Raw genomic sequence first — 12,871 nt, 5'->3', positions numbered from 1 at the left:
GACATCTAAGAAGGTGCTGCAAGCCTCTTAATCATTAGCCTGATGAAGCAGATATTGAGTTTGGCAGTGGCACTAACCAGGGTTCGTTCAAAGTTCTTAACCAGAATTTTACAGCGCTCCATCCAAGCATTGGAGCGTTCGATCACCCATCTAGCTATTGCCGGAACAAATCCAGATTTTCCTTGTGCCGCTTTCTCTTGTTTTGAGGGTTTCGTAGAAAGTTGAAACTGAATTTTGGTCATGATCTCTGGGTAAATTCGCTCTAACTCCTGAGTCAAATATTCTGGGTGATACCCATGATCTAGCAGGATAGTAATCTTGGGAATATCGATAGGTTTTGACTTGAAGTAGTCGATGTTGAGAGTAAACATCTCAATTAATCCGGCATCATCCGAGACATTGGCGCGAGTACAGAGCGTAAAAAAGGGAAACCCAAGGGTGTCAATAGCCAAATGCCTTTTAATACCGTTGGTGGCTTTGTAGAAGCAAAAACCTTTCGACTCCACACTGGCGTTGCAGGTATTTTTCACTGCTTGGGAGTCAATGATGATCAATGTCGTCCAGTGCGGTTTTTTTTTTACCTGTTCACGCACTTGTCCATGTAAGACACTCATCAGTTCCTCAAATACCCCGGCTGCTCGCCACTGTTTGTAGTGCCAATATACAGTGGAATAAGGGGGGAGGTCTTTAGGTAAGTCTTGCCAATTGCATCCATTTTTTAGTTGATAGAGAATTCCATTGAAGATATCTCGCTTTGGCCAGTTGGTCGGTCGAGTCTGCTTCTTAGTCGGTAATATCTCTTGCAATAAGGGTTCAAAAATTTCCCATTCTGCATCAGTGAGGTTGCTGGAATACGCCATTAGTATTGGATTTTAGATGCTGAGGAGTACCTTAATTCAAAACCTCACAAGATGTCAAATGGGTTCTATAGTAGTGCGATGTGCTGTGCGGGTACTTGGCAAATATGCAAACAGTTGCGACTGAGCAATTTCACTTCTGCTGAACCCTCAACCAACTCAGCCACTAAACGAGACTCTAACTGAGCATCGGCGCTGATGTCGATAATTTCCACCTCAACACCTTGCCAAAACAACTTGCGGCTTGTAGGTGGCAAAATAGAAATCACTTTACCTCGATACCGCACAATTGCAACTTGCCAATTCAGTAATTGCACTGTTTGGCAGTAGGCGGCAACAAAATCAGGATGTTTTTCAATTAGAACATCTTCCAGGGGAAAGTCTGGGTTAGGCACTATTCGACTGAGAGTCCGCACTGAAACATCCCGATCTACTGACCAAAAAGCATACTCTCCAGGTTCTAGAGGTCGCACAAAATCATTTTGCACATATAGTAAACCAATTTCATACTCGGAAATTTGAAACTTTTTCAGTCCACTCAAGGCGAATTTACGTAGTTGCTGCACAAAAGAAGCAGGCAATTCTAAACTTTCTTCTAAGTTGAAGAGATGAGATTCTACCTCAATAAAACCACGCCAAAAAGCCATCAATTGATTTGGTGCAACGCTTACCCAATTCTGACCCCAGCGTACTAACGCAGCTTGATTGTATCCAGTTCTGATAATCAATAAATGTTGTTGCAGTTCAGGTTGATGATTGCGTAACAACAGTTCTAGGTTTTCAATCTGAGTTTGTGGCTGATTGAGGTCGTAGATTTTAACTTGCCAATGGCGACCAAAATAAGTGTGTGTACCAGGCTGTAAAATTTTCTTGAAGTCACTGCGGTGATATAAGATGCCGATTTCATTAGGTTTGATATAAAATGTTTTCCACATAGTAATTTGCATAGATAATTTGAGCGATACTTTAGGTAAGTTGCGCGATGCCTGGGTTGGGCGTAGCCATCGCAACCAGCTAAGAAGATATAATCAAGACATTTATAACCTTGCTTGAAACTAAATACCACCTGTGATTTAAATCGTAGTTTCACAAGTGACAGCAAGCTAAAGGATTTATTTTAGCTACTTGTAGTATTATAATACAAAAATTTTTGACTCTGCTAATCAAGTGTTTACAGTTGAGGTGCGGGCAAAAGTTTCTTCAAAACTGGATTAAGATTGCTGTTACTTTCCCCAGGAGTCTGGAGAAAGATAACTGCGTTCAAATATGCCGTTCGGTTAGCAATCGAGAATCTCCGTAGAGAAATCGAGTGTGGAAAACGAAGGGACATACTCAAGTGAAGGAGAAATACAGTTGCGCTGGCTCCTTGACTGTAGCTATCAAACATTACCTTGGGAGTAATGAGCGACAGCAGAACACTTGCACCGCAGAGTTTGGAAAATTACGGAATCGAACCGTTTTGGGATTTCTCCCGTGCCACATTGGTTACCTTAAAAGGGTAATGTCTTTTGACCCGGACAGGGTTGGGTGAAAGTATAGGAATTGAACCTACAACACATCGATTATGAGTCGATCGCTCTAACCAATTGAGCTAACTTCCTTTGGTGTTTGATACAGGACTCGAACCTGTGACACATCGATTATGAGTCGATCGCTCTGCCAACTGAGCTAATCAAACGGTGGTATAGTTTCAAGCACTCGGCGACATACGCTCATACCAAAGGTTAGCGCATCAGTCAGGCAGATAGAACCTGAACCATAGCTTTGTAACTTTGTTACTATCCCGCTCCAAATTTAGCATAAAGGGATTGGGGATTGGGGATTGGGGATTGGGCTTCAATCTGGAAAAGCTAAACCAGTCATGGGGTCACGAATATATAACCCTAATGTGAGACTACGGATTGCTTCATCCCAAACGGGTATTAGTTGTTCTGCTTGATCTGCCCAATAATCGAATGTAATCAAGCACTGAACATTCGACCCCAAACCGATACAAATCCGGGAAAAAGCTTCCCGTGGTTCTTCTTGAGTGTCAATAAACTTAATCTCTGTCCAGACAATTTTGGCGGTTTGGCGCTTGACGGTAATAATTTCTCCCTTTTCAATGGGGTTGCGACTGTCGTCTTCTACCACTTTCTTTAAGGTAGATTTGAGGGGAAACTGGCTCCAATCATTGGGGGGTAACTGATTGAAAGATACTTCCAGACAGCAATCATCGTTGGGCGGTTTTTTATCGACAAACTTGAAAGATTTTTCTTGTGGTTCAAAAACCCAATCTTGGGGGACATTGAAGCGAACAGCCCCACGATTGGCGACAAATATTTTGTAGCCTGATGGAGATTCCCAGCGATGGTCAGGCTTTAGTTCAAGCGTTTCTTTAATCCACTGGAGATTGCTTTTTTTACGCTTTGCCATAGTGTTTTTGTTTTTTTGCTGGTTTTGCGATCGCCTAAGTTAAATAGTAGGCGATTCCGATAAGCCCGCCTACGCCCTTTTCGTTAATATTATCAAATTCCCAGTAATAGTAAGCCGCGTTGCGCCCTTTCGACAATCTCCTGCACTTGTTTGTTATCCCGCATTAATACAGCCAGCTTTGATACTCTTGATTTACGCCTTTCATGTCGCTGTAAAGCCACACCATGCGATCGATGAACCAAAGCTTACCTAGTGTAACCAGGGTAAAACCCAACAAAGTAATCCAGCTGTTGAGTTCGATTAAGCCCCAAATGAGTAAAATTCCACCCAAGGCAGAGATACCGCTGAGAATATTAGGGACATGATGATGGTGCTGGGGAACAGGAATTTGATCGCGATTTAACCAGACTCGTTCCCCAAGAACACCTTAGCCTGATCGAGAAGATGCGGACTAGAGAAAATGCCTATAACAGTGCGCTTTCCAGCTTGGATAAATTGTACCGTGAAATGCTGGAAACAGAAAACGAGTTGGGAGATATGACAGAACACATGCTGATGGCAGTTGGGACTCGATATGGCAAAAGCAGTGTAGAGTACGGTATGGCGGGAGGAGTTCCTAAAAACAAGCGTCGTAAGGGACTCCGAGGCGAGTCGCCAACTTCCACTGTTGAGCAACCTGAGTTTGTTGCCAGTGTAGAGGGCAAGAATGGAAAACAAGCAGCAGCAACAAGTTAGGATGTCGGCTATTACTCAAAATTTGATCAAGCCCAAATATCTCAGGGCGATCGCTCTGAGATATTTGAATGATATTATGGTGCGTTGCGCTTTGCGACAACGCACCCTACAGAACAGCAAAATCAGCGGCGGAAAAACTGGGTTTTTGAAACGTTTTAATTAAGTGCGATGTCTACGCCAGGAGCAACTCTTACACCAAATCTACCGAACCTGTATATCCTTTGAGAATTCCCAAAGAACCACCACATGAATTAATTACCGTATCCTTTCCTATGCGGCTGAAGCTGGCGTTTAAGCCGTTGACATTTAAGCGATCGCCGCAACCAAAGCCGTAGATAGTAGCAAAACCACTACTTCCTAGAATCACTGTATCTGTTCCTTCACCCAAGTAAACTTTATCATTCCCCCCACCTGTTATCTCCACAGATGAACCAAACAGGTTTGTATCTTTGCTTAAAGGTTCAGGTAGACAAACCATCGTTCCCCGCAGATTTATGACATTATTGCCATTTCCCACCCGGATAATATCATCACCTGAACCGGCAAAAATTAAATCATTACCTGAACCAGACTGAATAACGCTGTTAGTATCATTTGTAATAATTGTATTGTTGCCATCATCTGCATAAATTTTGGCAGAACTTGAGCCAGGGATTCCAAAAGCCAGAATAAAATCTCCACCGCAGCCGGTTTTAATTGTAGTTTCACCATAGGAAATTACAGCAATTTGATTGTCACCATCTCCAGCTGTGATGCTTTGGTTATAAGATGGCAAACCACTATCAAGATAAGTCAGTAATGAAAGTTCACTGGTGATAACGTCATTTCCTGACCCTGTTCTAATGTTGGCATCTCCGGCTCCTAAAAAAATTAAGTTATTACCTTTGCCGGCATTAATGGTTCGGTTGGCAAATCCACCTAAATAGAAAATATCGTCTCCTGCTCCTGCTGACGCAACTAATTTGGGAATGGCGTCTAAGCCAATAATATTATCATCAGCATCGAAGAGATAGTTTCCACCATAATCATCTAAAAAGTTGTTTCCACTGCCCAAACGAATTGTGTGATTGCCAGCTCCTAAACTAACATAATCATCTCCGGCTCCAGTATAAACGGTTGCTTGAAATTCATTAGGATTGCACGGCAATGAGCTAGTTTGCAAGACTTCGCCGCTAAAAATGCTAGTATCAAAATTAAAGATTAGGTCTACACTTCTTCCTAATAAGACAACATCATTGCCATTTTGTGTATTTACAATATTGTTGTTTCCTTCAACAACCAACCAGTCTGGATTTGCAGTCCCGCGAACTCTTTGATTACTATCTTGAATGACTTGTGGAGTGTAGGTAATGCCGCGAAAAACTTGGGTTGTCATAAAAATTTCCTTTATAGCTCAATACAGTTCAGCGAAATCTAAAAATTATCTAGATGAGCTATTATTCTGAAAAATCAATAGTAATCCGGTGACTTTTTCCAAAAATTTTTCAACGTATTCCAAAATATATAGGAATCATATTTGATTTTTGAAAAGATACGTAGGCTGGAATAGCACTTACTTAAGTTGGATTTAGATTCCCGACTTCTTCAGGAAGTCGGGGATCTGGGCAGCAACAAAGCTTAAAGTAAATGCCATACATACGTAGGGTGCGTTATCAGCGAGAGTACGGCACTGAATCCTTAAGAAGGGTGCGTTATACCGTTTGACTTTAATTATGATACAAATACGTTGGTAGGGGCACGGCAATGTTCCCTACGCGAAATCTATATGTATCAGGGTTTTAGTGAAATGGTATTACTGAATTTTATTCAAAAATCAAACTGGATTCCTATAGAGTAAGTCATTAATTTTCTGTCCTTTGTAAAGTTAAACAAAGGTGAGAATTTGGGCATCTTGGGAACTATAGAGGTAAACCAAATTAGTATTAACTTGCAGTTTCCAGCAATGAAGACTCACCATTTTAGCAAAGCTAAGGCGTTACCATTACAAATTGTTCTTGTTGTTCCCTTCGTGATCCAAATTTTTGCAGCGGTCAGTTTAGTGGGTTATTTGTCCTTTAAAAATGGACAAAGAGCAGTGAATGATTTGGCAGAACAGTTGATAGATCGTACCAGTGAGGTAGTGGATGAACACCTCAAGTCTTATCTTTCCATTCCGCAAACCCTGAATCAAATCAACGCAGATGCTATCCGCAGGGGAATATTAGATGTGCAGAATCGCCAAACCCTTGGCAAGTATTTCTGGGATCAAATGCACACCTCTGACCTGACTTATATTGGTATTGGATTAACGACGGGTGAAGGGGTGGGTGCTGCTCGTTATGATGGCAAAACCATTACCATTGATGATTGGACTGGCAAGCTGCCTAACAATGTCTACACTTATGCTACTGACGATCGAGGCAATCGAACTCAGGTAAATGCTCGGTGGGATTGGGAAAATTCTAGCCAACTTTGGTATACCCAACCCATAGCCGCTGGTAAACCTATTTGGACAAAGATTCTGGTTGAGAACTTTCCTACCGGTCCCTACATCGCCGCTTCTGCGAGTCGTCCAATCTATGATTCGCAAAATCGCTTACTAGGAATGATTGCCTGCGATATCCATCTGTTGAAACTGGGCGATTTTTTACGCAGTTTGAATATCAGTCAAGTTGGGCGAGTGTTCCTTTTAGAACGGGATGGCACATTAATCGCCACTTCCGGCACAGAAAAGCCTTTTACGTTAGTTAATCAAAAGGCTCAGAGATTGAAGGCGATCGCTAGCTCTGACCCAATAATACAGAACGTTGCTAAACACCTGCAAACTTTTAAAGGGTTGGAGTCCATCACCAAAGACACAGATTTTCAACTCGAGTTACAAGGAAAACGGTATTTTGTCGATGTTTTACCTTGGCGTGACGAGTATGGTTTAGATTGGCTCTTGGTGGTGAGTGTGCCAGAAAACGCATTCATGGCGCAAATTAACGCCAACACCCAAACTACGATCGCCTTTTGTTTTGCTGCATTAGTCGTTGCTTCGGTGATGGGCGTGTTTACTTCCCATTGGATTGTACGCCCAATTCTGCGCCTAAATCGAGCAAGTAAGGCAATGGCATCTGGCAATTTAGATCAAACAGTAAAAACTAGCGGCATTCAAGAACTTAATACCCTGTCTAACTCTTTTAATTACATGGCAGAACAACTGCATGAATCGTTTACAGCTTTAGAAAAAAGCAAGGAAGAACTAGAAGACCGAGTAGAAGAACGTACCACTGAACTCAAAAATATATTAGAGGAATTGCAACGCACTCAATCTCAAGTTATTCAGAGTGAAAAAATGTCTAGTCTGGGACAATTAGTTGCTGGAGTTGCACACGAAATTAATAATCCAGTTAACTTTATTCATGGCAACCTCGCCCATGTGCAAGAATATACTCAGGATTTATTAGCATTTATAGAATTGTATCAGCAACACAATCCTAACCCTGCTCCAGAAATTCAAATTGCTGCCGAAGATATGGATTTGGAGTTTTTGCAGCAAGACTTACCAAAATTGTTGTCTTCCATGAAAGTCGGCACCGATCGCATTCGCCAAATTGTATTGTCGCTGCGGAACTTCTCCCGCATTGACGAAGCGGAATTTAAAAGCGTTGACATTCATGAAGGCATCGACAGTACTTTGATGATTCTGCAACACCGCCTCAAAGCTAAACCAGAACAACCCGAAATTCAGGTAATCAAAGACTACGGCAATCTACCCGCAGTAGAATGCTATGCCGGACAACTAAATCAGGTGTTTATGAATATTTTAGTGAATGCCATTGATGCCTTAGAAGAAAGTCATGCCAAACTTAGTTATCAGGAAATACAGGAAAATCCCAGTCGAATTATAATTCGCACATCGGTTGTGAATTCAACGTGGGTAAAAGTAGCGATCGCTGATAACGGAGTTGGTATTTCCCAAGAATTTCAGCAACGAATATTCGATCCATTTTTCACCACCAAACCCATTGGCAAAGGAACCGGAATGGGTATGTCTATTAGCTACCAAATCGTCACAGAAAAACATGGTGGCAAACTGGAGTGCTTCTCAACTCGTGGAAAAGGAACCGAGTTTATCATTCAAATTCCTCTGCGGCTAGAGGTTCATGGAGTGGTTTAATAATTATGGCTGAGGCTCTAATATCATTTTCGGTTGAAAACTTATCATTATCACTGACGCAGGGACGCCAGAAATTTTAATAATAAGTTATTATCCGAATTTGATATAGTATAAAATTATTTTGCTGGTAATATACTAATTTTGAGTGTTAACAGATTATACAGTTGGACAGATAGTTAAAATCAGTAGTTCTATTTGTTAAAAAACCTATGCAGATAAATCAGGTGATTGAAACCTACGATCAGGGAGCAGTCGATTATGACGCAATTATGCAGCGTTACTGGCACATCGATCGCCAACCCCTAATTGCTTCCTTACAACTTCAGCCAGGACAAACCGTACTTGATGCTGCGGTAGGAACAGGTCTTAATCTTTGGGCTTATCCTCAAGGAGTGCATGTAGTCGGTGTCGATCTTTCTCATAAAATGCTGGATGAAGCGCGTAAAAAGAGCGTATCCGCAGACATCAGCTTTAAGGTATCGGATATCTGCAATCTAGATTTTTCTGATAATACCTTTGATGCAGCAGCCTCAGGATTTACGCTGTGTGTCGTTAACGATCCAGTCCGTGCGATGGAGGAGATTTTACGAGTTACTAAGCCTGGTGCATTGATTGCCATTCTCGATTACTGTAAATCACGAGATCCAGAGGTTGAGAAATGGCAAGAGTTAATATCTGATGGAGCTTCACAGCTAGGCTTCCCCACTGGTAAAATCAAGTGGAATGCATTGATGGATTATGACGAATTGATTTACAATAGTAAGTTGACAATTGAAGTACTAGCAGACGATCGCATAGAAAGTCCAAACCCATTTTTATGTGGTTGTCAATTACTGCTTAAAAATTCCAAAGCTTAAAAGCAACGTCTGTTTGGCTGATTATTGGAGTGAATTCTAGTTTTGCGATCGCTCGATGTCCGTTATCACTCAAAATTTTGTCTAGTGGGAACAAAAGCGATCGCTCTAATTTGTAAAAACTCTTCTAGCGTGCTTCTGAGTCATCCTACAGCAAAATCTGTGTACTGCCTGACATGAGGTGCATGATATGCTATCACAATATCTTGCTTAGGCACTCCCTCACTCACGAGTTGATCCGCGATTGCATCCTCTGTTCCGTCATGCTGCACCCAAATTTTCCCATCCTTAATATCTACGTGCAGCACACAGCCGTAAATCCGGGTACTGCTATCCTTCCATCCCACATGCACAAGCTGATAGTGGTCTTGTGTTGTATCAAAAATGGTTTGACTTTCTATGGGATCGTTCCCAGAGCGCAACTTTGCCCGCGCCGTCAATAATCTCTGAATTAGTTCACGATACAAATTTAGCCTATCCATTCTGCAATCTCCTGTTTTTCTGTGTCGTATACCAAAAGCGGAATTTGGTTACGGCCAATGACCGTTTGAATAAATGGATACCTGAAAAATCGCTTATAAACATCCAGGGGAACTGCCAAATACAGTCGCCGCTCTGGATCGTCGTCTTCCAAGGCAATGCGGTAGTTAATAAATTGTCCAATTGCAGTATGAAACTCAGAAATAGTTGAGGCTGCCAAAAATGTTTTGATTTCAACTGCAATCTTTTGATCGTCCTTTGTCGCTGCTAGCAACAGTTCTGCACCCAAATCGATGTAAAAATCAACAAACCCTAAATCAATATGGTACGGATCGTGAGTAATTACCCACCCTTCATTCTCAAGGATAGTCCTGACCAGTTGATGAAACGTATCTCTTGCAGACATCTTAGACAGCTAACCAAAAGGATAAAATCTTTGCCTAAATTCTATCGTGCATCCCACCCAAGCCGCAGCAGGCGATCGCATCTTACAGCAGTTTTCATGTATTTGAACCACATCTGTCGTAGGGAACATTGCTGTGCCCTTACCGCGTGGTTTATTTACCTGAAAATAGCTGTAAATCGTGGTGCATTGCACTTGGTGACAACACACCACAATCTACATCATTTAGTTTGACAAGTGATTTTGAAATAGTTCTAAAACATGTTGCCAAGCATCAGGAGCAGCTTCAGCATTGTAACTTGGGTGTTGTGCTAAAAATGGGTACTGGTCTTTGAAGAATCCAGCGAAAAATCCATGTCCGGCATCGTATCTAAATACACGATGATTGATTTGATGTTTCTTTAATTCTGCCTCAATTTGCTCGGTTTCCTCCTGGGAAATTAACGAATCTCTTGTACCAAAAAATGCATAAATAGTACCTTTAATTTCTGAGGTGCGATTAATAGTTGGAGTCTCTTCACCATAACTAGAAGTGGTAATCCCAGCACCGTAAAACGAAGCTGTGGCTTTGATATCGGGTAAAGTTGCAGCGATGTAAGCAACATGACCACCAAAACAGAAACCAATGACACCAATGGCATCATGTTTGACGTTGGGCAAAGTTTTTAAGTAGGCGATCGCCGCCTGAATATCACTTAAGATATCTTGATACTTTACTTGTTGATAGTATTCCAACCCTAGCCCATAGCTTTCTGGGCTAAACCCAACATCTTGGGCGCTAAAATCAGCCTCAAAACCCGGAGCAATACGTTGAAACATCGCGGGGGCTATTGCGACATAACCTTGTTTAGCGATTAATTCGGTGATATCTCGAATGTTACTGTTGATTCCAAAAATTTCTGGAAAAACGATAACGGCGGCAAAGGTTCCCTGATGTGCTGGTTGAGCTAAGTAAGCATCGATTTCTAAGTCATCATTAGGTATTTTGACTTTTGCGGTGTTAATTTCGATGTTTGTGATTTCTACCATCTTTTTTCCAGTGAATTGATACCAACTTGTCTATTTTGACTGTTTTTCGACACGAATAGAAGATATATAGGACAAGCGAATTTTTTACGTTTAGGCAGCAACAATCTGTTGTATAATGTGCCTTATTAATCAAGACTAGATTTCTAACTTTTGAATAGATAGGATCTCGAACTTCTGGATGATACTAAGGTTTTTTATTTGTGCGACCTTACAGGGGTAAACATCAAGACTCAATCTTAAGAAGCACAACAAAAACTATGCCAGATCAAACATTTAGAAAAAACATTCCAGAAGTCGATCCAACCGAAATTGAAGATACTCGAACTGCGATCGCTCGTGAACATCGTTCTTTCCTAGAAAAAGTCTTGGTTAAAGCCAGATTTGCAGATTTGTATGATGCCAGAGACTTTAGCGAAGTTGTGTTTCGCGTCATGCGTGACTTAATGACGACAGAAGCAAGCGATCGCGTCGAGGGAGAACTGCATAAAGAAGCTGTGCCTACAGATGAGAAAGCACTCCAATTTGAAGTTGCCGATCTTTGGAAAGATACCAATCCAATTGTCAGATTTTTAAGTCGAATACGCCAACCTTTAAGAGGCCCGGCTCCCATTGGCATCGATTCCAATTTATTTCTGACGCGAGTTGCCAATGAGGGAGCGCTCCCACCAAACGTTAAGGCAGAGCAAGCAGTTCAAGCTGTGTTTTCTGCCACCAAAGACGAACTTTCTCAAGAGCGGATTCAGGAAATTGCTAGCTGGCTCCCCGATCGTATACGTCAGCTTTGGGAGCAAGCTTAATTACAAGCCTGAAAAAGTTAAGTCTGTTTGTGGATAATAATCGCAAACAGACTTTTTATATAAATCACTCCGCAGACTTCACCGTTTGGTTTGCTGCCGAGCGTGTTTTCTTTCGCTCTGACTTACGCGTTCCACCAGCCATCCCATACTCATCACTATTTTTGCCATAGCGAGACGCAACACTCAACAGCATGTGTTCAGAATAATCATTCAACACACGTTCAGCTTCTTCTAATGCATTCTGAGTTTTATCCATTATCGTTCGTGCTTGATTATGGGCAGCTAGCTTCTCTCGCAAGTCATGAATCATAGTATTGTAACTAGTGATTGATAACCCATTACCAAAATCTAAGTCAGGCTTAATCGCCTGCATTCCTTCAATCCGTCGTTCAGCTTTCGTCAGTGCAAGCGAGTTTCGTCTGCGTTGCGGCATAAAATTTTCCTTTTTGGATTAATTTATAGAGAACTCTGAGGCTTTTACCACTGTGTTCTTTATATACCACTAAATTACGCAATAGGCGGATGCACCAGCCTGAGTAAAGCTACAGAATTTATAGAACATTCATACACAGCATAAATGCAGGTATATTTGCTGAAATTTGTTAAAATTAACAGATTTAGAAGTCCAAAACCTGATTTAAAACTTCAAAACTTGATTTAGAAGTCCAAAACCTGATTTAAAACTTCAAAACTTGATTTAGAAGTCCAAAACCTGATTTAAAACTTCAAAACTTGATTTAGAAGTCCAAAACTTGATTTACGAGTTGAAAACTTGATTTACGAGCAAGCTGTCGTGCAGCCCAACGTGCCCTAGAGGAATGCGATCGCTATATTCTGTCACGCTACGCCATATTGCGTATATTGACGGAGGTAAGATGGCTGTAGCCCCAAAACAATATCCTCTGTGGGTACTCCTATCTCAGTCAACTCTTCAGCAATTTGGATATCTGTCATATTACTCTGAATTCATATTTTTTCATCTTTGATATCGAGATGTGTCACACAATTATAAATTCGGTCATATCCATCCCAACCAATCTCTAGAATCTGATAATGGTATTGAATATGGTACTGACAAATGGACACGTAGTTCAAAGAAAGTACTTAATTCGTTAATTATTGATAATAATCAAACAAGAGTTGAATAGACTGTGAGTATA

Annotated in this window: 12 protein-coding genes, 2 tRNA genes and 4 pseudogenes; 5 read left to right on the top strand and 13 right to left on the bottom strand. The window is 41.3% G+C overall.

All coding sequences use genetic code 11. From position 1 onward, the window contains the following. Positions 1-5: 5 nt before the first annotated feature. The 7 genes and pseudogenes from IQ276_RS06190 to IQ276_RS41360 form a co-directional block, all read right to left on the bottom strand. On the bottom strand, positions 6-860 hold the full coding sequence (locus IQ276_RS06190; protein ID WP_235115308.1) for an IS5 family transposase: 855 nt from the start codon (positions 858-860) through the stop codon (positions 6-8). A gap of 68 nt (positions 861-928) precedes the next feature. Continuing rightward, a pseudogene (locus tag IQ276_RS06185) lies at positions 929-1,792 on the bottom strand (slipin family protein); the annotation flags it as partial. Positions 1,793-2,381: 589 nt separating this feature from the next. Beyond that, positions 2,382-2,458 (bottom strand) — tRNA-Ile (locus IQ276_RS06180). 1 nt (position 2,459) lies between these two features. Then, positions 2,460-2,535, bottom strand: a tRNA-Met gene (locus IQ276_RS06175). Positions 2,536-2,693: 158 nt separating this feature from the next. Continuing rightward, positions 2,694-3,272 carry an Alr1449 family protein gene (locus IQ276_RS06170; protein WP_193923596.1) on the bottom strand — a complete coding sequence of 193 codons (579 nt, stop codon included), beginning with the start codon at positions 3,270-3,272 and terminating at the stop codon, positions 2,694-2,696. A 92-nt stretch (positions 3,273-3,364) separates the two neighbouring features. Next, positions 3,365-3,514, bottom strand: coding sequence for a hypothetical protein (locus IQ276_RS41365; protein ID WP_235115481.1), 150 nt, complete (start codon positions 3,512-3,514; stop codon positions 3,365-3,367). Between the two features lie 11 nt (positions 3,515-3,525). Continuing rightward, positions 3,526-3,660, bottom strand: a pseudogene (locus IQ276_RS41360) (DUF6653 family protein); the annotation flags it as partial. Between the two features lie 41 nt (positions 3,661-3,701). Between IQ276_RS41360 and IQ276_RS06160 the strand changes: the two are divergent. After that, positions 3,702-4,007: pseudogene (locus IQ276_RS06160) on the top strand (hypothetical protein); the annotation flags it as partial. Beyond that, complete coding sequence (locus tag IQ276_RS06155; protein WP_235115480.1) at positions 3,979-4,170, top strand: hypothetical protein; 192 nt, start codon at positions 3,979-3,981, stop codon at positions 4,168-4,170. The pseudogene IQ276_RS06160 and the gene IQ276_RS06155, both read left to right, overlap by 29 nt. Before the next feature lie 27 nt (positions 4,171-4,197). Here the strand turns inward: IQ276_RS06155 and IQ276_RS06150 are convergent, their stop codons facing one another. Continuing rightward, positions 4,198-5,382, bottom strand: coding sequence for a calcium-binding protein (locus IQ276_RS06150; protein WP_193923604.1), 1,185 nt, complete (start codon positions 5,380-5,382; stop codon positions 4,198-4,200). Positions 5,383-5,949: 567 nt separating this feature from the next. On the opposite strand from IQ276_RS06150, the gene IQ276_RS06145 reads away from it, so the two are divergent. Then, the gene (locus tag IQ276_RS06145) at positions 5,950-8,148 is read left to right on the top strand and encodes a sensor histidine kinase (protein ID WP_235115479.1); all 2,199 of its coding nucleotides are present in this window, start codon (positions 5,950-5,952) and stop codon (positions 8,146-8,148) included. Positions 8,149-8,357: 209 nt separating this feature from the next. Beyond that, on the top strand, positions 8,358-9,005 hold the full coding sequence (locus tag IQ276_RS06140) for a class I SAM-dependent methyltransferase (protein WP_193923898.1): 648 nt from the start codon (positions 8,358-8,360) through the stop codon (positions 9,003-9,005). 140 nt (positions 9,006-9,145) lie between these two features. On the opposite strand, the gene IQ276_RS06135 is transcribed toward IQ276_RS06140, so the two are convergent. The 3 genes from IQ276_RS06135 to IQ276_RS06125 form a co-directional block, all read right to left on the bottom strand. Beyond that, positions 9,146-9,484 carry a XisI protein gene (locus tag IQ276_RS06135; RefSeq protein WP_193923903.1) on the bottom strand — a complete coding sequence of 113 codons (339 nt, stop codon included), beginning with the start codon at positions 9,482-9,484 and terminating at the stop codon, positions 9,146-9,148. Continuing rightward, a complete protein-coding gene (locus IQ276_RS06130; protein WP_190882674.1) occupies positions 9,472-9,888 on the bottom strand; it encodes a XisH family protein in 417 nt (138 codons plus the stop codon). Before IQ276_RS06130 ends, IQ276_RS06135 begins: the two co-directional genes overlap by 13 nt. A gap of 222 nt (positions 9,889-10,110) precedes the next feature. Then, positions 10,111-10,914, bottom strand: a complete 804-nt coding sequence (locus IQ276_RS06125; RefSeq protein WP_235115478.1) for a dienelactone hydrolase family protein — start codon at positions 10,912-10,914, stop codon at positions 10,111-10,113. A gap of 257 nt (positions 10,915-11,171) precedes the next feature. On the opposite strand from IQ276_RS06125, the gene IQ276_RS06120 reads away from it, so the two are divergent. Continuing rightward, on the top strand, positions 11,172-11,711 hold the full coding sequence (locus IQ276_RS06120; RefSeq protein WP_190882672.1) for a DUF2267 domain-containing protein: 540 nt from the start codon (positions 11,172-11,174) through the stop codon (positions 11,709-11,711). Positions 11,712-11,775: 64 nt separating this feature from the next. On the opposite strand, the gene IQ276_RS06115 is transcribed toward IQ276_RS06120, so the two are convergent. After that, complete coding sequence (locus tag IQ276_RS06115) at positions 11,776-12,144, bottom strand: hypothetical protein (RefSeq protein WP_193922974.1); 369 nt, start codon at positions 12,142-12,144, stop codon at positions 11,776-11,778. 404 nt (positions 12,145-12,548) lie between these two features. After that, positions 12,549-12,797 (bottom strand): annotated as a pseudogene (locus tag IQ276_RS06110) (element excision factor XisI family protein). Positions 12,798-12,871 lie beyond the last annotated feature (74 nt).

Origin of the sequence: Desmonostoc muscorum LEGE 12446 (genome assembly GCF_015207005.2) — a bacterium.
GTDB lineage: Bacteria > Cyanobacteriota > Cyanobacteriia > Cyanobacteriales > Nostocaceae > Nostoc > Nostoc muscorum.
The sequence above is the reverse complement of the archived record's forward strand: the minus strand, read 5'-3'. Positions and strand labels throughout refer to the sequence as shown.